This window comes from Bacillus sp. AFS053548 (assembly GCF_002575105.1).
GTDB lineage: Bacteria > Bacillota > Bacilli > Bacillales > Bacillaceae_G > Gottfriedia.
The window spans coordinates 14,396-37,469 of record NZ_NUHI01000034.1; the positions used below are offsets into that span (position 1 = coordinate 14,396).

Below are 23,074 nucleotides of genomic sequence, written 5' to 3' on the forward strand. Positions count from 1 at the left end.
CTGCAAATAAAAATATCAATAATGATTAAAAGTGCCACCAAAGTTAATTGGCAACGAATTTATTCAATAAAATGCAAAAAAGTTCCACATAGGAACTTTTTTTAAAAAACATTATTATGTTGAAATATTAATATCGAAAGTAGGGGCAAATCTTACTATTTCAAACATAATTCGATTATGATTGACTCTTTTCGAAATGGTTGTTGTTTATAAACCGATCATTTTTAAAACACACAGTAATTAAAGAAGCTGATTGGAAACAAGGTGTGGGGTTTCTGTAGGAGTATCAGAAATAGTGAAAATTTGAGATGTCTCCCGAGTATATTCAACTAGACATCTCTTTAAAAGGCAACAAGATTTACGAAAACAGCCAATATAAACTACATATTAATTCTATGTTTAAAATGACAGAAATGTATGGGGGACAAACTATATTACAGAAATTTTTTTAATCATGTGATAATACATCAGCATTTCTGCCCATGAAAAATAGAAAAAGGATATTAAAATTAAAATATGATATGATTTTTGCACTAAGTTCAAAAGAATGGGGATAAATTATGATTCGAATTTTAATTGTGGATGATGATTCTCATATAAGAGAGTTATTGAAAATGTATTTACAAACTGAAGGCTATACGACATTTGAAGCAGCTAACGGAGACGAAGCTTCTACATTGCTTGAGCAACAACAAATTAATTTAGCGATTGTAGATATAATGATGCCAGGTAAAGATGGGTACCAGCTTTGTGAAGAAATAAGAGAGTATTATGATTTCCCTGTAATATTGTTAACTGCAAAAAGCGAGCTTTCTGATAAAGAAAAAGGTTTTGCAGTAGGCACAGATGACTATTTGACCAAACCTTTTGAACCAAAAGAAATACTATTCCGGATTAAGGCACTGTTAAGAAGATACAATATGATTAGTGCTCAAAAAATAAAACTGAACGAAACTGTTATCGATCGAAAAAGCTATGAAGTTTCCTGTAATGGAAAATTACTTATGCTTCCAATGAAGGAATTTGAATTATTGTCTCAATTGGCAAGTTATCCAGATCGAATTTTTACACGTGATGAGCTGATCCAATTAATTTGGGGTGCTGATTTTGAAGGTGATGATCGAACAATAAATGTTCATATTAAACGTTTACGTGAAAGGTTTTCTAATTTAACGAATGACTTTAGTATAAAAACCGTTCGTGGTGTTGGTTATAAATTGGAGGTCACTAGAAAGTGAAAACTTTATACATAAGAATTGTTCTTACAATCCTCGGTGTAATGATTTGTAGCAGTTTATTGGCTTTCTTTCTGTCAAATGTGTATTACCACTATAATCTAAAGCCTTATAATGATAAAAAATTAACTAAAATGGCTTTAGACGTTGGTACATTTTATGAAGAAAATAATGATATTGAATTAAGCAATTACTTAAAAAGTATTAGTAAATTGGGATATCAAATTTTATTAGTAGATCAACAAGGAAATCAATCCTTTTATGGTGGTTCTTTTAGAGAAAAAAAACTAGATCGTAAAGTGATTGATTCTGTTTTAAACGGGAAGATCTATCATGGTATTGCCGAATTTCCAACATCATTATTTGTGACTGGTTTTTTTGATAATACATTGAGTAATACAGTAGGTGTTCCTATAAAATCGAGTACTAATCATTTAGCTCTTTTTATGCGCCCAAATGTACAGCTTCAATTTGGTGAATTGCGTATACTCTTTTCTATTCTCCTTTTACTGACAATTGTATTAAGTATCGTATTAGTTCTAGTTAGTACAAGATATATTGTAAAACCGATTATTAAATTAACTGAAGCAACTAAAAAAATTGCAGAAGGAAAATATAATGTTCAATTGCAAATTAAACGCCAAGACGAAATTGGAAAACTGGCTAATCACTTTTCGCATATGTCACAAAGATTAGGACAAATTGAAGCGATGCGTCAGGAGTTTGTTTCGAATGTATCTCATGAAATTCAATCACCACTTGCATCGATACAAGGTTTTTCGCAGTCACTACAAACTGAAAAATTAACAGAAGAACAAAAGAATCATTACTTATCGATTATAGAGGAAGAAAGTAAAAGAATGTCCTTGTTAAGTAAACAATTATTAACGTTAGCTGCCTTAGATAAGGAAGAAAGTATATTGCAAAAAACATCTTTTGATGTTGCCGAACAAATTAAACAAGTAGTTTTTACAACTGAATGGAGTTGGAGAAACAAAGAGTTGGCCATTGATTTGGAATTACCACAAACTTTTGTGTATGCTGATAAGAATCTACTGCATCAAGTTTGGACAAACCTAATGACGAATAGCATTAAATTTAATCATGAAGGTGGATCAATCTCAATAAAACTGAGTAGTAATGAAGAGTATGTTCAAATTGAATTTCAAGATAGTGGAATTGGTATTTCCGAAAAGGATTTACAACAAATATTTAATCGGTTTTTTATTGCTGATAAAGCAAGAAATCGAAAGGAATCCAGTAGTGGATTAGGTTTAGCGATTGTTAAACAAATCATTGAATTACATAATGGGAATATAGAAGTAAGCAGTAAAGTAGGAGAGGGAACTAAATTTAATCTAACTTTACCTAATATAAAAGAGTTCTGATTTTTAATTGTAATCGACTGTTCACCTGTTGTTCATCTAACATTCCTATACTTTAAATTACAAAGAGTGATTCTTTCTTTTACACTCTTTAAAATTTAGTATGTTAAAGGAGATGAATGACAGGTGTTTCTTGCATTAAGGGAATTTAAACACGCAAAATTACGTTTTTTATTAATTAGTCTAATCATGATCCTTATATCTTTCCTAGTATTATTCGTTTCAGGATTAGCGAAAGGATTATCTTTTGATAATGCTTCTTCTATTGATAGCATGGCCTCAAATTATTTTGTATTACAAAAAGAATCAGGTAAACAAATTAATCATTCAATGTTAACGGAAAGTCAAATAAATGAAGTTCAGAAGTTTGTTGATGAAAAAGATTCTACTACTTTAGGAGTTCAAATGACTACGTTTCTAAAGGATGGGACATCAAAAAAAATTGATGCTACCTTATTTGGAATTGATGTGAATGGTATAGCGGCTCCAAAGGTAATTGAAGGAGACATGATTAATAATTCAACAAAGAATGAAGTTGTAGGAGATATTTCTTTGAAAGAAAAAGGAATCAAGCTTGGGGACAATATTTTAGATCAAATCTCAGGTAAAGAATTTAAAGTTGTTGGATTTACCGAGAATCAATCATATAGTCATGCACCGGTTATTCATATGAATTACAAAGAGTGGTCGATGGTGAATAGTAAGAATTCATTTAATGCAATTGCGGTAAAAACAAACGAAAGTACGGCAAAAAAAGTAAATGAAAAAGTCTCAGGAGTAGAAGTAATTAATAAAAAACAAGCATTAAAAGGCATACCTGGTTATAAAGAAGAACAGGGTTCTTTACTAATGATGATTGTATTTCTATTCTTTATCGGAGCATTTGTGTTAGCAGTCTTTTTCTATATCATTACGATTCAAAAAATAAATCAATTTGGTGTGCTAAAAGCAATTGGTTCAAAAACTAGTTATTTAGCTAAGAATATTATTTTTCAAGTTTTAACACTTACACTATTAAGTCTAATGATCAGTATTTCAATCACATTTGGATTATCTAAAGTATTACCAGCTAGCTTACCTTTTGTATTTGATGCTCAGTTAATCACCGGAAGTTCATTATTATTCCTATTTGTAGCAATAGTCGGCTCGTTAATATCTTTATTAAAAGTAGTAAAAATTGATGCGATTGAAGCAATAGGGAGGGCTTTTTAATGAGTAATAAACTAGTGCTAGATAATATTAGCAAAATATACAATGACGGAGATTCTTTAGCAACAACGGTATTAGATCAAGTTTCTATTCAAGTAAAAGCCGGTGAACTAGTAGCAGTTGTAGGTCCATCAGGCTCAGGTAAAAGTACCTTCCTTTCAATAGCGGGAGCATTACTATCTCCGACAAGTGGAAAAATTTTAATAGATGATATTGAAATAAGTAATCTCCCAGCAAATAAACTGAATGAATTTAGATTATCTAAAATCGGATTTATTTTTCAAATGTCTAATTTAATCCCGTATTTAACAGTTAAAGATCAGCTTCTATTAATTGCTGAATTAGCTGGAATAAAAAACAAAGTTGCAGAGAAGAAAGCTAACGAATTACTTGAACAATTAGGATTATCAAAGAGGATGACAAACTATCCAGAAAATTTATCAGGTGGAGAGAGACAACGAGTAGCCATTGCAAGAGCACTAATGAATGATCCAAAAGTAATCTTTGCGGATGAACCTACAGCTAGTCTCGATTCAGAAAGAGGAAGATCTGTTGTTGAAATGCTATCTAAAGAAGTAAAGCAAAGACAAAAAGCTGCGATAATGGTTACTCATGATAAAAGGATGCTAGACTTGTGTGACCGTGTTGTTTATATTGAAAATGGAAAACTTACTGAACAAATTTAAAGTAGAGCCCGTTTTAATTGACGGGTTCTTTTCAGATTGTTTATGAGTAAGTACTCTTAAAGATCGAGCTATTTTGGTGACTCATGAAGGTGTTAGAGTAAGTAAATTTGATAATTGAGCTATTATAGTGACTCATGAAGGTGTTATGAGTAAGTAAATTTGATAATTGAGTTATTATAGTGACTCATGAAGGTGTTATGAGTAATGATAATTGAGTTATTATAGTGACTCATGAAGGTGTTATGAGTAAGTAAATTTAATAATTGAGCTATTTTAGTGACTCATGAAGGTGTTATGAGTAAGTAAATTTGATAATTGAGCTATTATAGTGACTCATGAAGCTGTTATGAGTAAGTAAATTTGATAATTGAGCTATTATAGTGACCCATGAACCCGTTATGAGTAAGTAAATTTGAACAACGAGCTATTGTAGTGACTCATGAAGCAGTTATGAGTAATAAATTTTTGATTTGCCATAATTTCATAATAAACAAAAGAACCCGTTCAAATCGAACGGGTTTATTAATTTATAGATGGAATCGATCTAAAAGATTCGTTTTAGCAAGATCAATTACATCACTTGCATGGCCATTTAATACAGCTTTTAATGTCCATAGTGTAAATCCATGTGCTTGTTCAATACTTACTTTAGGAGGCATTGCTAGTTCTTGACGGTTTACTAAAACATCGATTAATACTGGTCCATTGTGTTCATACGCTCGTTGTACAGCGGATTCTAAATCAGCAGGGTCTTCTACACGAATTCCTTCAATCCCCATCGCTTGAGCTAATGATGCAAAGTTAGGGTTTTCTAAAGTTGTACCAGTTTCTAGGTAACCAGCAGCTTTCATTTCTAATTCTACAAAACTTAGCGCACTATTATTAAATACAACTATTTTTACAGGTAATTTATGCTGATGGATTGTTAATAAATCACCCATTAACATTGATAATCCACCATCTCCGCATAATGCGACTACTTGCCGTCCAGGTTGGGAAACTTGAGCACCAATAGCTTGAGGCATGGCATTAGCCATTGTTCCGTGATTAAATGATCCAAGTAATCTTCTTTTTCCATTCATTTGTAAATATCGTGCAGACCATAATGTTGGCGTACCGACATCACATGTAAATATAGCATCTTCACTTGCAAGATCACTTACAAGCTTTGTTAAATACTGAGGGTGAATCGGTGTTCGGCCTGGTTTTCCTACAGCAAATTTATCTAAATCTTCACGTACATTTTTGTATGCTGAAACATACTTCTCTAGATGGCTTGAGTCTTTTACATCTGTTAAGAGAGGTAATAACTGACTAATTGTCTCTTTTACATCACCACAAAGTCCATAAGTAAGTGCAGCTCGTCGACCTAAATGCTCAGCTCGGACATCTACTTGCAGAATAACTGAATCGTCTGGATAAAATTGTCGATAAGGAAAATCTGTTCCAAGCATCAATAAGACATCGCAATCCATTATCGCGTGATAGCCTGATGAGTAGCCAATTAATCCGGTTAGCCCTGCATTGTATGGATTATCGTATTCAAGGAATTCTTTTCCTCTAAGCGCAATAACCATTGGAGATTTTAACTTTTCACAAAGAAGCATTAAATGAGAGTGAGCACCTTCACAGCCTGCTCCACAAAGTAATGTAACTTTCTTACCATCGTTAAGAAATCCAGCCAGTTTTTCCAATTCAGGTTTAGATGGGCTAATCAGTGGATTAGTAACATGGATAACTTGTTCTGGAACAGTTTGTCGATCTTCTAATGCAGCTATGTCTCCAGGTAAAACAAGTACAGATACACCTTTTCTTGCGATTGCATGCTGCATCGCAATTGTTGCTAGACGAGGCATTTGTTCTGCTCTATATACGGTTTCGCAAAAGTGACTGCATTCTTTAAATAATTGTTCAGGTTTAGTTTGTTGAAAGTATTCACTTCCAATTTCAATACTTGGAATATGAGCCGCAATAGCAAGTACAGGAATACGACTTCGATGACAATCGTATAATCCATTAATTAGATGAAGGTTGCCTGGACCGCTGCTTCCCGCACAAACTGCAATACTCCCACTCAATAGAGAATCCGAACCCGCAGCAAATGCTGCTACCTCTTCATGGCGAACGCCGATCCATTCAATTCTTTTTGAGTTTTTAATTGAATCCAAAACAGCATTTAAAGAATCGCCAACAATACCGTAAATTCTAGTAACTCCTGCCTGAATCAATGAATCGATCAGTAAATCTGCAATTGTTTTCCTCATTGTAATCTCCTTCTAGCTCACTATTATTAGGGAACTAATTGAATTTATTAAGCCTTAGGCTACAGATAAATTTATGCTTTGCAGAAATTCAAAACGTTATACCAAAAAAAGGCAGGAAAAGTAGGAGGTATTAAGAATAACTACTTTAAAAAGTCTCTTATCCTCGAATTTTTTGTCGAAGGAATCCATCTTGAAACTTACGTTTACGTAAGATTTATAATAAAACTATAGCTAGAAGGAGGAGGGCATTTTGAAGTTATATTCGATTCGAGAGATGACGAATGAATTTAATACGACTCATAGAACCCTTAGATATTATGAGGAAATCGGATTATTAATGCCTACCTATACTGAAAGTGGTAGAAGAAGGTACTCTCAAAAAGATTGTACACGTCTATATTTAATTCAGAGAGGTAAGCATTTAGGCTTTAATTTACAAGAAATAAAAGAAATGATTGATTTATTTACGATTGATCGAACAGGTGAAAAACAATTACAAAAAACAATTGAATATGGAAATCAGAGGATTATAGAGTTAGATAAAAAAATAAACGATTTAATCCAATTAAAAGAAGAAATAATTAAAATGAAGGGTAAACTTGAGCGGAAATTATTAGAGATTTAGTAAAAATACTGGGAGGGAGAGTATATGAATTTTTATAAAGAAGATCTTAATTTACAAATGATTTTAAGAAAATATTTTAAAGAAGATTTTTTTACATGGGCTAATAGAGAATTAGAAGAATTTGGAGAGCTTTGTGCGAATGAAATCGATCAACGTGCAATTCACACAGATCGAGAAGGTCAACCTCGTTTAATTAAATATGATGCATATGGTAATGATATTTCACATGTTTGGGTTAATGAAGGTTATAAACAAACTTTAAAAGATACTTATAATAGAGGGATTGTTAGCTATATTCATAAGCCAATTCCAGAACTTGGTATAAAGGGGAATTATATTTATTCCTATGCGCAAGGGTATTTATTATCACAGACTGAAGCTGGTTTTTATTGTCCAGTAACATTATCAATGGCTGCTACGTTTTTAGTTGAAAGATATGCAGATGAAGCATTAAAAGAAAAATATCTTCCCCATTTATTATCGACTGGGGAAACAGAATTATATGAAGGAGCGACTTTTTTAACTGAAAGACAGGGTGGTTCGGATGTTGGAGCCAATCTAGTGAAAGCAGTTAAAGAAGGAGATTACTATCGTATTTATGGAGAAAAATATTTTGCTAGTAATGCAGGACAATGTGGCATTACAACAATTTTAGCAAGAATTGAAGGAGCGCCTTCTGGGAGTAAAGGTTTAAGTTTATTTTTAGTGCCTTGGAAGAATGATGATGGTACAAATAACGGATTCACGATTCGTCGCTTAAAAGATAAGCTAGGTGTAAGAGCTGTTCCATCAGGAGAAGTAGAATTTAATGGAGCGAAAGCATTTCTAATCGGAGATCCTTCAAGAGGAATTAACTATATGATGGAAGCATTGAATTTATCAAGAATATGTAATGCAGTAGCATCAGTTGGAATTATGAGAAGAGCCTATGTAGAAGCGAAGAAATATGCAGAAAATAGGCTAGCATTTGGACAATTACTAACAAATTTCCCAATGATCAAAGAGACATTAGCAAAACTTGCAACCATTCATGAAGTACAAACAAGTGCAGTATTTAATTTAGTGGCCTTATATGATCGAGTGGTTGGAAACGAAAATGGAACAACCGAGGAGCAAACATTAGTAAGACTTTTGATTGCTATATTAAAAATGCGTACTGCCGAGGAAGCAATTCATTTCTCCCACGAAGCGATTGAAATGCATGGAGGAAATGGTTATATTGAAGATTTCGTGACACCTCGACTTTTAAGAGATGCTCAAGTACTTACAGTCTGGGAAGGAACAGCTAATATTTTAGGTTTAGAGATTTTGAGACTGTTTAACAAAATGAATGGTTATCAAATCTTTAAATCATATATAGAAGAAAAATTAGTAGATACACCTCAAACATTAATAGATGAAAGTGAAATCATAAAGAAAAAGCTAGAGGAGTTAAATGAAATCGTTCAATATACAGCTACTTTAGATGCCAATATTCAGTCATATAATGCTAAAAAAATAGCGAATAAAATGGCAGATTTAATTGAAGCAGTTACTGCTCTTGAAGATGCGAAAGATCATATTCGAAAAGAGTACATTGCAAAAGTATTGATCCATGAACGATATTTTAAAGATGAAATTGATAAAGAACAAATTCATTTAAAGTATTTTGATGAAATTGTTGGCTATCAGGTTTCAATCAATAAATGAAATTAAAAATTATACATGTTTTTGTTTTTTGTGTCTCGGTTGAATGTACTAGAGTAAATTCTGAAATGTAAAAGTACGAAGTGATTTATATTTACAAGGGGAATTTTGTAATTAAAAATATTTTGATAAACTTTTAAAAATAACAATCAATGGGAATAGGTATTAAGCAATAAGTAACCTCAATACTGGAATTACGTGACAAATTTAGAAAAAAATAATTAAAAAAAGATGGGGAATCAAAATTTCCACCATCTTTTTTTCTTGTTCGTTTGCTCATCTTTTAATGATTTTAGATAATCTTTATTAGACTTTAATACATTTGCTTCATTGATCACGCCTAATGGTCTGGACTTGATATGTTTCATTCGTCGCAATATCTCTTCATTTGATTGAAGTACATCTTCAATTTGATTGTTTTTGCTCAATTGAATCACCTCTTAGTCACTAATAGATAGTATATTAGTATCTCTTATAAGATATGATTCAAAACAAAAAAAGAGTGCAACCGTTGCACCCTATACGCCTCTATTTTTTAACGCTCTAATTGCTAATCTGTTTGTTTTTCTTAAATTAGTGATTTCACTGGATGGTTCAATTACGATTCCATTACGTTTAGGAGAGGACTTAGGTTGTGATTCAGGAGCTTTTTTAAAAGATAATAATTTTTTAAACATCCTTATCGACTCCTTATCTTAAGTTTCTAATAGTAGAATACATTGTTGTGATTGCAAATAAATAGTGTCTATCTACCGTTAATAAATCCGTAGATTGAACTGCAACAAGATAGCAATAACTATCTTTCATAAATTGTAGCACGTATATACCTTGGTCTTCAATGCTATGTTGATTTTTTGAATTAATATCGGATAAAAATGATTCTTTAACATCATCTCCAACACCAAATCTTAATTTATACATATTAAAAAAATCGGTATAGGCAATATCTGTATCCAGGTATATCTTGACAACAACTTTGGCCTCGTAAAAATATAAATAGTTTTTTAGCAAATTATTTAATTCATCCTCAGGTTTTAATTGCTTGTCTAAATACGATTCTAGTGATTCTATGAACTCAATATAATGATTAGTCCTTTGAAGAAGTTTAGCAACTAATCGATCGTTTTTTTCAATTTGAGTTTTAAAACTAACACTTTTTTCAATGGTGTTCCCAGCCCAAATAAATTTATCAGGTGTTAAGAGAAAAAAGATATCTACAAATAAAGGAATCCCAATTAATGAGATTAAAAAGGGGATTGTAACCAAATCCTTAATATCTGAAAATTGAACAGTATTAAAAATTTTGTATGTAACAAGCCCTCCTACAAATAAAAAAGTATAAAGCGCATACCAAATTTTACGATAAAAAACTAAGTTTGCGTCATACTGAAAAATTTGATCTTCATTATTTTGACTTTTATAATATTTAATTAATACATAAATAAGGAAAATTAAAATCGCCAAAACACAAAAACATAGAACACCATCCATGAAATCAAAATGAAGTCCTTTCTCTGAGGCTTTGGGTTTTTGAATTATTTTACTTACATTAGTTTCATTAAATAGCAACATAAAATCCCTCCTAAAAACAATAAAGCAATGTGGAAGTATAATGAGTTTCATTACTCACGTAAGTATACAAAATAATGGTTAAATTTGGTAGACAATTTTGAATTTGTTATAAAATTATCACAAATTATGTAACTTTATGAAAATAATCTTTAGGTTTAAAAATATAATCTACTAAAATAAAAATTTTTAAAATAGAAAAGACACCCTAAGTTGGGTGTCTTTCTATTTTTTCAACACATTAATTTTATAACTCTGGGAAACAGTAGTAGTTTCAAAATGAGTAAAAGAATAAAACACAGTTAAGATGAGCAGCAGGCTAGAAATAATAATTACTGGAAAGAATGATGATAGTAGTTTTGGGAATCGCTGACTTAAAAACATAGTAGAACAAAAGATTGCTGAACAAGTTAATAACAATAAACAAATTAATAATAAAGCTTTTGCCTCGGTTATTGAAATCATTACAACGATCATGCTCCCCATCATACCGGCCATCATTCCAGTAAAGATCCCCTCAAGTAGTGCAAGGAAATGTAATCGAAAGCCGATAAATAATCCAATGAGTGCAGATACGCCCATCGAAATGAGTAAGGAATGGAAAAATTGTTGGTGATTTGAAAGTGTAATGAGCACACCTATTGTTAAACCAGTAGTCATACTGATCATCATCATATACATCATTTGATGCATCTGGTCATTTTTTGTTGGTTTGAGGTGGATCGAAATGATTGTTATAAAAAGCATTATGCTAATACATACCCAACTGGTGAACATATATGATCCCCCCTAATTATCCGCTTTTTACCATCATATGGACAACTTAAAATAAATAGAATAAAAAATTGACACCTATACCCCCTATGAGTATATAATAATGGTGAGGTGATAAAATGGAAAATTGCCATGATGATCAAATGGTTCCAAGAAGTGAAGACGAAATTAACGATTTAATGAAGCGTCTTCGTAGAATAGAGGGGCAAGTAAGAGGTATTCAAAAAATGGTCGAAGAGGACCGATATTGTATAGATATTTTGACGCAAATTATGGCAGTTGAAGCTGCTATGAAAAAGGTAAGTTTCTCATTAATTGAAAGACATGCGAATCATTGTATGGTTAAGGCAGTTAAAGAAAACAATGGCGAAGAATCGGTTAACGAATTAATGGAGGTTATTAAGCGTTACGTAAAGTAAAGGGGGTTGATTAGAATGAATGATGCAAAGCAGTTAACCCTTGGCATAGAGGGTATGACCTGCGCCGCATGTGCAACCCGGATCGAAAAAAGCTTAAATCGAATGGATGGCTTGAAAGCGAATGTGAATCTTGCATTAGAAAAAGCTACTATTGTCTATGATAAAGGACAATATCAAACTTCTGATTTAATAGAAAAAATCCATACGATTGGTTATGAGGTTGCAGTTGAAAAAATTACGTTAAATATTGAAGGAATGACATGTGCTGCTTGTTCAGCTCGAATCGAAAAAGTAATAGGGAAAATGGATGGTGTTATTCAAATTAATGTTAATCTAGCAATGAATATAGCAACGATTTCCTATTTATCTGAAGTAAGTTCACTTCAATCGATAATAGATAAAATTAGTCATATTGGTTATAAAGCAGTTATAAAAGAAGAAAATGCAGTTAAAGAAAAAGACACAACAAAAAACAAACAGATTCAATTGATTAGTTCAATCTTACTTTCACTTCCACTTTTGTATTCGATGGTATCCCATCTGCCATTTAGTACAAATATATGGATGCCACATTTATTAATGAATCCATGGTTTCAACTTTTGTTTGCAACTCCTGTACAGTTTATTATAGGTTGGCATTTTTATGTGGGAGCCTTTAAAGCAATACGAAATTATAGTGCGAATATGGATGTGCTCGTCGTACTTGGAACATCGGCTGCTTACTTTTATAGCTTAGTTGAGTCAATTAAGACAATAAATAATGGTATGTATATGCCGCATCTATATTTTGAGACAAGTGCGGTTTTAATAACGTTAGTATTGCTTGGAAAATATTTTGAGTATATTGCTAAAGGGAAAACGACTGAAGCAATTTCAAAACTAATGGAATTGCAAGCTAAGGAAGCAATTGTTTTAGAAAATGGAAATGAAGTTTATGTACCATTGGAAGCTGTAAAAGTTGGAGATCTACTACTTGTTAAACCAGGTGAGAAAATTCCAGTGGATGGGGTCATTGTTTCGGGAGTATCTACAGTTGATGAATCAATGATTACAGGTGAGTCTTTACCAGTTGATAAAAAGACGGATGATAAAGTTGTTGGAGCAACAGTCAATGGAAATGGTATTTTAACAATACGAGCTGAGAAGGTTGGTAAGGATACGGCATTAGCAAATATTGTAAAAATAGTTGAAGAGGCACAAGGTTCAAAAGCACCAATTCAAAGATTAGCTGATCGAATTTCGAATATATTTGTTCCAATTGTGATTGGCATAGCTATATTGACATTTATCATTTGGTTTTTTGTAATCGATCCACAAAATTTGCCCAAATCAATTGAAGTAGCAATAGCTGTTTTAGTCATAGCATGTCCTTGTGCTTTAGGACTTGCTACACCAACTTCGATTATGGTTGGAAGTGGAAAAGGTGCGGAAAATGGGATTTTATACAAAGGCGGAGAATTTCTAGAAACTACCCAAAAAATTAATACAATCATTCTTGATAAAACAGGTACTGTTACAAAAGGAAAGCCTGAAGTAACAGATATCATTAATTTAAATCATCGAGAGGATTTATTGAAGCTCGTTGCAAGTGTAGAGAAAATGTCAGAGCATCCTTTAGCACAAGCAATTGTTCAATACGCTGTTAAACAGGAATTGCAACTAACTGATATTACAGAGTTTATTGCCATACCTGGACATGGAGTAGAAGCCTTGATTGAAAATAAAAAGGTATATATCGGTACTAGAAAGTTAATGAATGAAAAGAATATCGATTTTTCTTCAGTAAATGAACAATTAATCGTATTTGAATCTGCTGGAAAGACAGGAATGTTAGTAGCAATTGAAGAGAAGCTAGAAGGTATTATTGCCGTAGCCGATACAATAAAAGAATCTTCAAGAAATGCGATTAAAGCATTAAAGGATTTAAAAATAGAAGTTTTTATGGTAACCGGTGATAATAAACACACAGCACAGGCGATTGCAGATCAAGTTGGGATTGAAAATGTATTTGCTGAAGTTCTACCAGAGAAAAAAGCAGATATAGTAGCTGAACTACAAAAACAAGGGAAAATTGTTGCGATGGTTGGAGATGGGATTAATGATGCTCCAGCTCTTGCTAAAGCTGATATTGGTATGGCGATTGGTACTGGTGCAGATGTAGCGATTGAAACAGCGGATGTTACGCTAGTAGGTGGCGACTTATCACATATTCCGAAAGCTATTAGCTTAAGTAAGAAAACTATGAATAATATTCGCCAAAATTTATTTTGGGCGTTATTTTATAACAGTTTAGGTATACCGATAGCAGCTTTAGGGTTGTTGCAGCCTTGGATTGCAGGTGCTGCCATGGCATTTAGCTCTGTATCGGTTGTCATAAATGCATTACGATTAAAACGCATAAAAATTTAGGAGGATTTAGGAATGGAAACAATTTTAAAAGTAGAAGGTATGACATGTGGACACTGCAAAGCTGCAGTTATGAAAGCTGTAGAAGGAGTGTCTGGTACAAATAATATAATCGTAAGTTTAGAAAATAAAGAAGTAACATTCAATACTTCAAACGCTGAAACAATTGAGAAAGTGAAAGAGGCTATTGAAGATCAAGGGTACGATATCGTTTAAACTAAATGTTTATCGAACAAATAAAAGGCGAACTATAGGTTCGCTTTTTATTTGAAAAAAAATACTATACTGGGGAGAGAATTAGATGAAATACTTATTGTTGTTACTTAGTTTTGTTATTGTTTTTGGATTAAGTGGTTGTGAAAGTAAGACACACACAGGATCAACTCATCAAAATATGAATCATGAAACAAAAGAAGAGATAGATACTACTCAAGTAAAATTTTCATTTAATGGTATTCCAGAGAGTAATAATAAAGTAGATTTAAACATACAGGTTAATAGTTTAAAAGGAAAACCAGTTGAACAGTTTGAAATTGAACATGAAAAATTAATGCATTTGATCGTTGTAAGTAAGGATTTATCTTTTTTTGACCATTTGCATCCACAATATAAGGGTAAAGGATTGTTTACAGTAATACCGAACTTTCCAAATGGCGGTGAGTATAAGTTATTTACAGATTTTAAACCTAAGGACTCCGATAAAAACGTAAAATCCAAATTAGTAAAAGTTTCTGGGCAACAAGTCAAACCGGTTTCACTAATACCGGATAAAGTATTAACAAAAGTAATTGATGGAAAAGAGATTACTTTAAAATTTGATAAATTAACGACAGATCATGAAGTTAAAATGACATATACGATCAAAGATGCTAAAACAAAAAAAGATATTAATGATTTACAGCCTTATTTAGGTGCAGTTGGTCATGTTGTTGCGATTAGTGGCGACACTAATACATATTTACATGTGCATCCTATGAATGAAAAATCAAGCGGACCTGTTGCGGAATTCATGACGAGTTTTCCAAAAAAGGGATTGTATAAAATATGGGGACAGTTTAAGCAAAATGGCAATGTGTTTATCGTACCATTTATAGTAGACGTACCATAATTTCCTTCCATGATAGCTGCTGTATTAATGTTGGAAGAACAGTTATTGAATTTCCAATCGATGAAGAATCTAGCTTAACATTAGCAGGTTCAGTAGGGAATGAATCTAATTAAATTATAGGAATTGTTTATAATTAGCCCTTTCAAAGACTAGTAAATTATTAGTCTTTGAAAGGGTATTTTTCTATTTTAACCTAAAACTTTGCGATAGAGCTCCTTAGCAACAGATGGTTCCTTTGTACCGTGAATAATCGCTCGACCGTCTTTAAATAGAACAATGCGATGATCTTCATATGTACATGACAATAAATAAGGATTTACAATCAAATCATTTACTAACCCTTGTAATCTTTCAGAAAGGTTAGTTAGTGTTGGGATTTTAGGAGATGATACTCTTAATTGGACTGCATCTCTTCCACATAAAACGTATGACTTCATATGGTCATCATCTTTTAAAAATGGATAACTTCTTATAGGACCACATGTTGGACAATTTTTATTTTTCAATTTTTCAATGTTTATATCAGACTTTTCATGCTTCCAAACATCAATCGATTGTAAGATTGGTAAAAGTTCATAGTTAGTAAGATATTGCATGGCATAGGTTACTTGGTAGGCAGCAATCATTTGCACAATTGGACTGATTACTCCTACTGTATCGCAAGTCATATTTAAAGTTGGTATATGATTTAATAAACAGTTAAGACATGGGGTTTTACCTGGAATAATTGGAAATGAGAGGCCATAGCTTCCTACACACGCACCAAAAATAAAAGGAATTCCATGCTTAATAGCTGCATCATTCACTACCATTCTAGTTTCAAAATTATCTGTTGCATCTAGTATGATTGTTTGACCTTTAATCATCTCTTCAATATTAAGACTAGTAATATCTTTTATTAAACTAGTAATCGATACTTCACTATTAATTTGTTGAAGTCGATTTTTAGCTGCAATTACTTTAGGTAGTTTATTTCTAGCATCCTCTTCAGTATAAAGAGATTGCCTTTGTAAATTACTCCATTCAACGTAATCACGGTCAACAATTGTTATATTTCCAATGCCGGCCCTTACAAGCATTTCTGCTATTGATGAGCCTAGTGCACCAAGACCAATAATAATGGCACTGGCTTTTTGTAAGTTTGATTGACAATCGCTTCCTAAAAATAATTCTTGCTTTGCATAACGGTTTGTCAAGAATTCACCAACCCTGTGATTGGGCTACTAGCTTCACCATAATTTTTTTCTTCAATTCTTCCTGCCTCAAAACCAAGCCTTCCAGCTTCAATAGCAAGCTTCATTGCAACTGCCATTTTTACAGGATCTTTCGCATTAGAAACTGCAGTATTTAAAAGGACTCCATCAGCACCTAGCTCCATTGCAAAAGCAGCATCTTTTGGTGACCCGATTCCGGCATCTACTATAACAGGTACATTCGATTGCTCAATGATGAATTTAAGATTTAATGGATTAATAATTCCTTTTCCGGAACCGATTGGAGATGCACCTGGCATAATCGCATGTACTCCAAGTTCTTCTAGTCTTCTTGCAAGCACAACATCATCGGAAGTATAAGGTAATACAATAAATCCTTCGTTTAATAACATTTCTGAAGCTTTCAATGTTTCGATTGGATCGGGTAATAATGATTTATCACACCCAATTACTTCTACCTTGATCATATCGCACAAGCCTGACGCTTTTGCCAATCTAGCAATTCTAACTGCCTCTTCAGCGGTTTTTGCACCAGCCGTATTAGGTAATAATTTATATTTCGATAGATCTAATTGTTCAAGAAAATTTGGTTGAGATTCTTCAAAAATATTCATTCTTCTAACAGCAAAAGTTAGTATCTCGGCTTCCGATACTTCAACAGCTTCTTTCTGGACTTCAAATGAAGGGTATTTTCCTGTTCCTAATAATAATCTTGAATGAAACGTATGATTTCCTACTTTTAACATAATTAGCCACCACCTACAAAATGTATTAATTCTACAGAATCTCCGTTTGAGAGACGGGTTAACGGATACTGTTCTTTATAAATAATTTCTTTATTAACCTCGACAATAACAATTCGGTTTTCTAATTGATATTCATTAAGTAGATCCTGAATTGTACAGGTTTTGCTCGAAATATCGATATTCTTTCCGTTTAATCTTATTTCCAAATGCTTACACCTCCAAAGAGTTAAAATTAGCGATTGATTTTAAATGCTTCGATCCAGTTACGATCGACTTTCCGCTTAAGGATCAAATCTCGAATTAATTTTCCAGTAGCCGGTGCAAGCAATATTCCATTTCGAAAATGGCCGGTCGCAAATAAGATTTGATCTTCTTCTGGATGAGTACCAATAAAGGGATTATAGTCTATAGTTCGCGGTCGTAATCCTGCCCAAAATGAATCAATTTTCATGTCTTCAATTTCGGGAAGCATTTTTTTAGCGTTTCGTATTAATGACTCAACTCCCCCTAAACTAGGGTTCTCATTCCATTCGTTATCAATCATCGTAGCTCCGATGACAAGGCGTCCGTCATTCCTTGGAACAATATAATTTTGTTCATGGAACAGAGTATGCTTTAATGCAACTTTTTCACTTTTTACCGAGATGCATTCACCTTTAACGGGAATAATTTCGTGATGTAATCCAAGCTGTCCAAACAATGAATTACTCCAAACGCCACTTGCAACTACAATGGTTTTTGCTTCAAAATTACCATTTGTTGTTTTAATTAAATAATGTGAATCATTTTTTTGAATTTGAAATACATGTGTATAGTCAAAAATAGTTGCACCTAAAAGTTGAGCACCTTTACAAAATGCGTTACAGACAGAAACAGGTAATACATTCACGTCGTCTTCAATATAAGCTGCTCCAATAATGTTTGAATGGACACCAGGTATCTGCTTTTTTAACTCCTCCTGGTTATACCAAAGTGCCGAAGTTTGAGTGAGTAGGGGAGTTAATTGTTTTTTTTCTAATTCTGTATAAGCTAGTTTGAAAATGCCACCTTTTTTAAGTTCAATATCAATTCCACATAATTCTTTTAATTCTTCTTGAAGATGAAAATAAGTTAATTGACTGTTTCTTGCAAAAGTAAAAAATGACTCGGAGTGATCCCACTCGGAATGGGCACCAAGCATTCCAGCAGCTGCCTTAGTTGTTTTCTGTCCAACTTGCTGTCCTTCAAGAACTGCGACATTAATGTTTTCTTTCGCTAGATAATAAGCAATGGAACAACCTATTATTCCTCCACCAATTACTACCACATCAAATTTCTTGTTCATAAGCGAATTTGCACCTTTCAAAATATTGCAGCGCAGCTTCTAGAGGATTTTGAGCAGAAAATATGCCAGACATGACAGCAATACCATCAATGTCGTTCTCTTTTAGAACTTGGATATGTTCAGGTAATATTCCGCCGACTGCATAGATTGGTATAGTTAACGTTTTTTTCATTTCTGGAATTAGTTCAATTCCATTAGGTGTTAATCCATTTTTACACTCTGTTTCAAAACAATGACCGTACATAATATAGTCAGCTTTATCATTTTCTGCCTGTATTGCTTCAGTAAGAGTGTGAACTGATTTTCCTACTCGTAAATTAGGAAAATATTCTTTTACATCAACAAGTGGAAGACCATGTCCTGGCAAGTGAATATTTGATAGATTAGAGAAAATAGCTATATCTAATCGATCATTTAAAACAATTTTTTTCATATCTACTTTGTTCATTTTTAGTAGATTTAAGAGTGATATTAGCTCGATTGCCTTTTTCGATTTTTCACGAATATGTACATAGTCGACTGCATCGATTATTTGAATTATTTTTGTAGCAAGTACTTCGACTGAGTGCTGATCATCTGTAATTGCAATAAGTTCCATGTCCCAGCGCCTCTTTCATTAGCAAAATTTTTTCAAACAAAAAAACCACTTTCCTAAAAAAAGAAAGTGGTTACATTGCACGCAGGAAAAATATAAAATGCGCCACTTTCCTACGCAGGTACTAGCCTGTTCAGGTTTTGAGGGTTTAAAAGTAACTACTTTATTCTCAGCCCTTATCAAGGGATCCCCTAGTGATGAATATGTATGAAAATTAATCTTAGCATAGCATATAAAAAATAATATTCAATACTAAATATTTTTTACTAATCTATTTTTTTACCAGAAATTGGGCTTGAAGCATAATGAAATCAAGTATTTTTGCGAGTATAAAAAAGCTTAAATTTTTTTGAATTGGCCATTTCTGTAAAATTTTAGGGAAATAAAAGCATTTACATTTTAAAAATGAGGGTTTATATTTAGGTGGAACAATTTAATCGATTGACTAGGGGTGTCCAATTAGTTGGGCTGAGAGAGAAACGTGCATAAGTTTCTTAACCCTCAGGACCTGATCTGGTTCATACCAGCGTGGGGAAGTTAGAAATTTCTCATTAATGATTTCATAATTGTTAATGTAGTTTTACTAACATTTAGCCGGGTCTTAAATATAAGATTTCGGCTTTTTTTCATGCTTTAAATGGATTGGATTTCGTCCTTTTTAAACTAATTAAAAAGGGGAATGAAATCAAATGAACAATTCTGTAAATGAAATGAATTTTTCCATCATGTCTAGTTTTTCAGGGAGTAATAAGGTGTATGTTGAAGGATCTAGACCTGACATTAAAGTACCAATGCGTGAGATTCAATTAAGTCCAACAACTGGTACTTTTGGCGAAGAAGAAAATGCTCCAGTTAGAGTTTACGACACTAGCGGACCTTACACAGATTCAGCTAGCTCAGTTGATATTCGAATGGGACTTAAGGCGATTAGACAAAACTGGGTAATCGAGCGAAATGATGTTGAAGAGTATGAAGGGCGTGAAATAAAGCCTGAAGATAATGGATATAGAAAAGAGTCAGATCAACATAATGTTGAGGTATTTAAAGGGTTAAAAAGAAAACCATTACGTGCAAAGGATCATGGAAATATTACTCAAATGCATTATGCTCGTAAAGGGATTATTACACCTGAAATGGAATTTATTGCAATTCGAGAGAATGTTTCAGCTGAATTTGTTCGCGATGAAGTTGCAAAAGGAAGGGCTGTCATTCCATCGAATATTAATCACCCTGAAAGTGAGCCAATGATTATCGGTCGTAATTTTCATGTGAAAATTAATGCCAATATAGGTAATTCAGCCGTTACGTCCTCAATTGAAGAAGAAGTAGAAAAAATGACATGGGCTACTCGTTGGGGAGCGGATACGATGATGGATCTTTCTACTGGGAAGAATATTCATACAACACGTGAATGGATTATCCGAAATTCTCCAGTACCAGTAGGGACAGTTCCGATTTATCAGGCACTTGAAAAGGTTAATGGGATTGCGGAAGACTTAAGCTGGGAAGTATTTAGAGACACTCTAATCGAGCAAGCGGAACAAGGGGTAGACTATTTTACGATTCACGCGGGTGTATTATTACGATATATCCCATTAACGGCAAAACGAGTGACAGGAATTGTATCTCGAGGTGGATCTATTTTGGCTCAATGGTGTTTAGCTCACCATAAAGAGAATTTTTTATATACTCATTTTGAAGAAATTTGTGAAATTATGAAGCGTTATGACGTAACATTCTCTTTAGGAGATGGACTTAGACCAGGCTCAATCGCCGATGCAAATGACGAAGCACAGTTTTCTGAATTGGAAACACTAGGTGAGTTAACGAAAATTGCATGGAAACACGATGTTCAAGTTATGATTGAAGGACCGGGACATGTACCAATGCACTTAATTAAAGAGAATATGGATAAACAATTAGAGATCTGTCAGGAAGCGCCATTTTATACATTAGGACCGTTAACGACTGATATTGCACCTGGATACGATCACATTACATCAGCGATCGGTGCAGCAATGATTGGTTGGTTTGGTACTGCAATGCTTTGTTATGTAACTCCGAAAGAGCATTTAGGTCTTCCAAATAAAGAAGATGTTAGAGTAGGTGTTATTACATACAAAATAGCAGCGCATGCAGCTGACTTAGCAAAAGGGCACCCTGGTGCACAAAAAAGAGATGATGCACTTTCAAAAGCAAGATTTGAATTTAGATGGCGTGATCAGTTTAATCTTTCCCTTGATCCTGAAAGAGCAATTGAATATCATGACGAAACATTACCTGCTGAAGGAGCTAAAACAGCACATTTTTGTTCAATGTGTGGTCCAAAATTCTGTAGTATGAGAATCTCACAAGATATTAGAGATTTAGTAAAACAAGAAGAACTTCAGAATGATTCAATCATTGAAGAAGGAATGAAAGAAAAAGCACTTGAATTTAGAAAACAAGGCGGAGAAATCTATCAATAAGGGTGTGGGCCTTATATGAATAGGGTAGAAGAAATCATAAAAGAAATAAAGAATTTGGAAAGAAATATGAGTCAGTTAAAAATCGAATTGATCACAATTCAAAAAAATTGTGTACACGATTTCCAGAAGAAAGATACGATTCAGGAATGCCTTAAATGCAGTTTAATTGAAAGCTTGTCTTGGTAAAACGTGAAACAATAAAAAACAAACCTCAAAACAAAGAGGTTTGTTTTTTTACTCGAAAATTAATGTTCTGACAAACTATTGATTGAAACTTCTTCCTCTCGATCTGGTTGACCAAGCGGATAGATTCTAGCAGTTTCATTTGTTTCATCAACATGTTGAATGTAAATTGGTACTCCATTATATGTAACATTAGCCATTTCAGGTGAAGAAGCAATTTCTTGAGCTCGTTGTTTATTCATAAGGAACCTCCTCTAATTAAAAATAGAAACCTAACATATTATTAACAGAGATATACTTGAGTATTCATAAACAAGTACAAGCTTTTTTATAAATAAAAAAAACTCCTGTTAAAATTTAACAGAAGTTTTATAGTTTTTAATGATTACCAGTGATGTCCATATCCATATCCGTCATGTCCAGACCAGCAAGCTGCTCCAACAATGATTAATAAGATAAATAGAACAACGATTAAAGCAAAACCGTTAAGATGGTGACCGTGATGTCCAGTACTCATACATGTGACCTCCTTCATACGATATTTAAGGGAAACTCCCTTAGGGTCATGTAACTAATTGAAAATTACAATTAGGAGAGGTGGATAATGTATCGTATGTTTTTTTGCCAACTATGAAACTAGTCTATAATGTAATTAGGCTTATACCTAGACGTAAGTTTTAATAAATGAATTATTTTTCCTTAGGAAGTGAAATTGCTGTTTCAACTACATAACCATTTTGAAACTTCACAGCAATTGTACCTAAATAAGTGTCAGTAGGCTGAAGTGTTTCAGTACAAGTAAAATAACGAATATGTACAACTTCTTTCGTATCTTTACTAATCTTTTGACAAGCAAGTAAATTACTTAGTCGTTTTAATGCGATCTCTCTTTTCACTCCAATAAGATCTTTTTTAATAAATGATTCATAATAATTTTTTAATGGGAACATTTTAACAGCTCCTGTTCATTCGAAAATAAAATTTCTTAAGTCGTATCATATCATAAAGTAAATCTGTTTTTGTAAAGTTTGTTGTTGTGGATATTTATAATTATTTTAGATTGTTGAAGAAAATATGTAACTAACAAAAAAATCCCACTATAGGTTAATATAATGGGATTTTTTTACGCTGTTGAAAAACAACCTTGTCAATTAATAACCAAATTTTCGTAAAAGGAG

24 protein-coding genes and 2 riboswitches are annotated in these 23,074 nt (G+C 32.9%); of the genes, 11 read left to right on the forward strand and 13 right to left on the reverse strand.

Going from position 1 to position 23,074, the window contains the following annotated elements; genetic code table 11:
• Nucleotides 1-560 precede the first annotated feature (560 nt).
• The 4 genes from CN946_RS17860 to CN946_RS17875 all read left to right on the forward strand — a co-directional run bounded on the left by CN946_RS17860 (nucleotide 561) and on the right by CN946_RS17875 (nucleotide 4,515).
• On the forward strand, nucleotides 561-1,238 hold the full coding sequence (locus CN946_RS17860; protein ID WP_098862371.1) for a response regulator transcription factor: 678 nt from the start codon (nucleotides 561-563) through the stop codon (nucleotides 1,236-1,238).
• Complete coding sequence (locus CN946_RS17865) at nucleotides 1,235-2,623, forward strand: sensor histidine kinase (RefSeq protein WP_098862372.1); 1,389 nt, start codon at nucleotides 1,235-1,237, stop codon at nucleotides 2,621-2,623. Before CN946_RS17860 ends, CN946_RS17865 begins: the two co-directional genes overlap by 4 nt.
• A 123-nt stretch (nucleotides 2,624-2,746) precedes the next feature.
• Entirely contained in the window at nucleotides 2,747-3,832 is a 1,086-nt protein-coding gene (locus tag CN946_RS17870) for an ABC transporter permease (protein ID WP_098862373.1), read from the forward strand.
• Nucleotides 3,832-4,515 (forward strand): ABC transporter ATP-binding protein, encoded by a 684-nt coding sequence (locus CN946_RS17875; RefSeq protein ID WP_098862374.1) that lies wholly within the window; start codon nucleotides 3,832-3,834, stop codon nucleotides 4,513-4,515. The genes CN946_RS17870 and CN946_RS17875 overlap by 1 nt, the downstream gene beginning before the upstream one ends.
• 527 nt (nucleotides 4,516-5,042) lie before the next feature.
• Here the strand turns inward: CN946_RS17875 and poxB are convergent.
• Nucleotides 5,043-6,779, reverse strand: a complete 1,737-nt coding sequence (gene poxB / locus CN946_RS17880) for a ubiquinone-dependent pyruvate dehydrogenase (RefSeq protein ID WP_098862375.1) — start codon at nucleotides 6,777-6,779, stop codon at nucleotides 5,043-5,045.
• Between the two features lie 250 nt (nucleotides 6,780-7,029).
• On the opposite strand from poxB, the gene CN946_RS17885 reads away from it, so the two are divergent.
• The gene (locus tag CN946_RS17885) at nucleotides 7,030-7,404 is read left to right on the forward strand and encodes a MerR family transcriptional regulator (RefSeq protein WP_286133973.1); all 375 of its coding nucleotides are present in this window, start codon (nucleotides 7,030-7,032) and stop codon (nucleotides 7,402-7,404) included.
• Nucleotides 7,405-7,428: 24 nt separating this feature from the next.
• Complete coding sequence (locus CN946_RS17890; protein ID WP_098862376.1) at nucleotides 7,429-9,093, forward strand: acyl-CoA dehydrogenase family protein; 1,665 nt, start codon at nucleotides 7,429-7,431, stop codon at nucleotides 9,091-9,093.
• 236 nt (nucleotides 9,094-9,329) lie between these two features.
• Here CN946_RS17890 and CN946_RS17895 read toward each other — a convergent pair whose 3' ends face one another.
• From CN946_RS17895 to CN946_RS17905, 4 genes are all read right to left on the reverse strand, one after another.
• Nucleotides 9,330-9,518, reverse strand: a complete 189-nt coding sequence (locus CN946_RS17895) for a hypothetical protein (protein WP_098862377.1) — start codon at nucleotides 9,516-9,518, stop codon at nucleotides 9,330-9,332.
• 90 nt (nucleotides 9,519-9,608) lie between these two features.
• Nucleotides 9,609-9,767, reverse strand: coding sequence for a hypothetical protein (locus CN946_RS23570; RefSeq protein WP_176522550.1), 159 nt, complete (start codon nucleotides 9,765-9,767; stop codon nucleotides 9,609-9,611).
• Nucleotides 9,768-9,780: 13 nt separating this feature from the next.
• Nucleotides 9,781-10,662, reverse strand: a complete 882-nt coding sequence (locus tag CN946_RS17900) for a type II toxin-antitoxin system SpoIISA family toxin (protein ID WP_098862378.1) — start codon at nucleotides 10,660-10,662, stop codon at nucleotides 9,781-9,783.
• Nucleotides 10,663-10,884: 222 nt separating this feature from the next.
• Entirely contained in the window at nucleotides 10,885-11,436 is a 552-nt protein-coding gene (locus tag CN946_RS17905; protein ID WP_098862379.1) for a hypothetical protein, read from the reverse strand.
• 116 nt (nucleotides 11,437-11,552) lie between these two features.
• Here CN946_RS17905 and CN946_RS17910 point away from each other — a divergent pair, with 116 nt between their 5' ends.
• The 4 genes from CN946_RS17910 to CN946_RS17925 all read left to right on the forward strand — a co-directional run bounded on the left by CN946_RS17910 (nucleotide 11,553) and on the right by CN946_RS17925 (nucleotide 15,366).
• Nucleotides 11,553-11,852, forward strand: a complete 300-nt coding sequence (locus CN946_RS17910) for a metal-sensing transcriptional repressor (RefSeq protein ID WP_025671826.1) — start codon at nucleotides 11,553-11,555, stop codon at nucleotides 11,850-11,852.
• Between the two features lie 15 nt (nucleotides 11,853-11,867).
• Nucleotides 11,868-14,261 carry a heavy metal translocating P-type ATPase gene (locus tag CN946_RS17915; protein WP_098862380.1) on the forward strand — a complete coding sequence of 798 codons (2,394 nt, stop codon included), beginning with the start codon at nucleotides 11,868-11,870 and terminating at the stop codon, nucleotides 14,259-14,261.
• Nucleotides 14,262-14,273: 12 nt separating this feature from the next.
• Nucleotides 14,274-14,474: a cation transporter gene (locus CN946_RS17920; RefSeq protein WP_088014159.1), complete on the forward strand. Its 201-nt coding sequence runs from the start codon at nucleotides 14,274-14,276 to the stop codon at nucleotides 14,472-14,474.
• An 85-nt stretch (nucleotides 14,475-14,559) separates the two neighbouring features.
• Nucleotides 14,560-15,366, forward strand: a complete 807-nt coding sequence (locus tag CN946_RS17925; RefSeq protein ID WP_098862381.1) for a hypothetical protein — start codon at nucleotides 14,560-14,562, stop codon at nucleotides 15,364-15,366.
• A gap of 188 nt (nucleotides 15,367-15,554) precedes the next feature.
• Here the strand turns inward: CN946_RS17925 and CN946_RS17930 are convergent, their stop codons facing one another.
• From CN946_RS17930 to CN946_RS17950, 5 genes are read right to left on the reverse strand one after another with little or no spacing between them, the layout of a single operon-like run.
• Nucleotides 15,555-16,562, reverse strand: coding sequence for a ThiF family adenylyltransferase (locus CN946_RS17930; protein ID WP_098862382.1), 1,008 nt, complete (start codon nucleotides 16,560-16,562; stop codon nucleotides 15,555-15,557).
• The gene (locus tag CN946_RS17935) at nucleotides 16,559-17,326 is read right to left on the reverse strand and encodes a thiazole synthase (RefSeq protein ID WP_098862383.1); all 768 of its coding nucleotides are present in this window, start codon (nucleotides 17,324-17,326) and stop codon (nucleotides 16,559-16,561) included. The genes CN946_RS17930 and CN946_RS17935 overlap by 4 nt, the downstream gene beginning before the upstream one ends.
• Before the next feature lie 2 nt (nucleotides 17,327-17,328).
• Nucleotides 17,329-17,532, reverse strand: coding sequence for a sulfur carrier protein ThiS (thiS, locus tag CN946_RS17940; protein ID WP_098862384.1), 204 nt, complete (start codon nucleotides 17,530-17,532; stop codon nucleotides 17,329-17,331).
• 26 nt (nucleotides 17,533-17,558) lie between these two features.
• The gene (thiO, locus tag CN946_RS17945) at nucleotides 17,559-18,650 is read right to left on the reverse strand and encodes a glycine oxidase ThiO (RefSeq protein WP_098862385.1); all 1,092 of its coding nucleotides are present in this window, start codon (nucleotides 18,648-18,650) and stop codon (nucleotides 17,559-17,561) included.
• Nucleotides 18,634-19,248, reverse strand: a complete 615-nt coding sequence (locus CN946_RS17950; protein WP_098862386.1) for a thiamine phosphate synthase — start codon at nucleotides 19,246-19,248, stop codon at nucleotides 18,634-18,636. Before CN946_RS17950 ends, thiO begins: the two co-directional genes overlap by 17 nt.
• A gap of 90 nt (nucleotides 19,249-19,338) precedes the next feature.
• A riboswitch (TPP riboswitch) is annotated at nucleotides 19,339-19,448 on the reverse strand.
• Nucleotides 19,449-19,682: 234 nt separating this feature from the next.
• Nucleotides 19,683-19,797, forward strand: a riboswitch (TPP riboswitch).
• A gap of 137 nt (nucleotides 19,798-19,934) precedes the next feature.
• On the opposite strand from CN946_RS17950, the gene thiC reads away from it, so the two are divergent.
• A complete protein-coding gene (thiC, locus tag CN946_RS17955) occupies nucleotides 19,935-21,713 on the forward strand; it encodes a phosphomethylpyrimidine synthase ThiC (protein WP_098862387.1) in 1,779 nt (592 codons plus the stop codon).
• 245 nt (nucleotides 21,714-21,958) lie between these two features.
• On the opposite strand, the gene CN946_RS17960 is transcribed toward thiC, so the two are convergent.
• The 3 genes from CN946_RS17960 to CN946_RS17970 form a co-directional block, all read right to left on the reverse strand.
• A complete protein-coding gene (locus tag CN946_RS17960; RefSeq protein ID WP_056467551.1) occupies nucleotides 21,959-22,138 on the reverse strand; it encodes a small acid-soluble spore protein H in 180 nt (59 codons plus the stop codon).
• 143 nt (nucleotides 22,139-22,281) lie between these two features.
• Nucleotides 22,282-22,413, reverse strand: coding sequence for a YjcZ family sporulation protein (locus tag CN946_RS17965; protein ID WP_097976661.1), 132 nt, complete (start codon nucleotides 22,411-22,413; stop codon nucleotides 22,282-22,284).
• A 172-nt stretch (nucleotides 22,414-22,585) separates the two neighbouring features.
• Nucleotides 22,586-22,846 (reverse strand): hypothetical protein, encoded by a 261-nt coding sequence (locus CN946_RS17970; protein WP_056467548.1) that lies wholly within the window; start codon nucleotides 22,844-22,846, stop codon nucleotides 22,586-22,588.
• Nucleotides 22,847-23,074 lie beyond the last annotated feature (228 nt).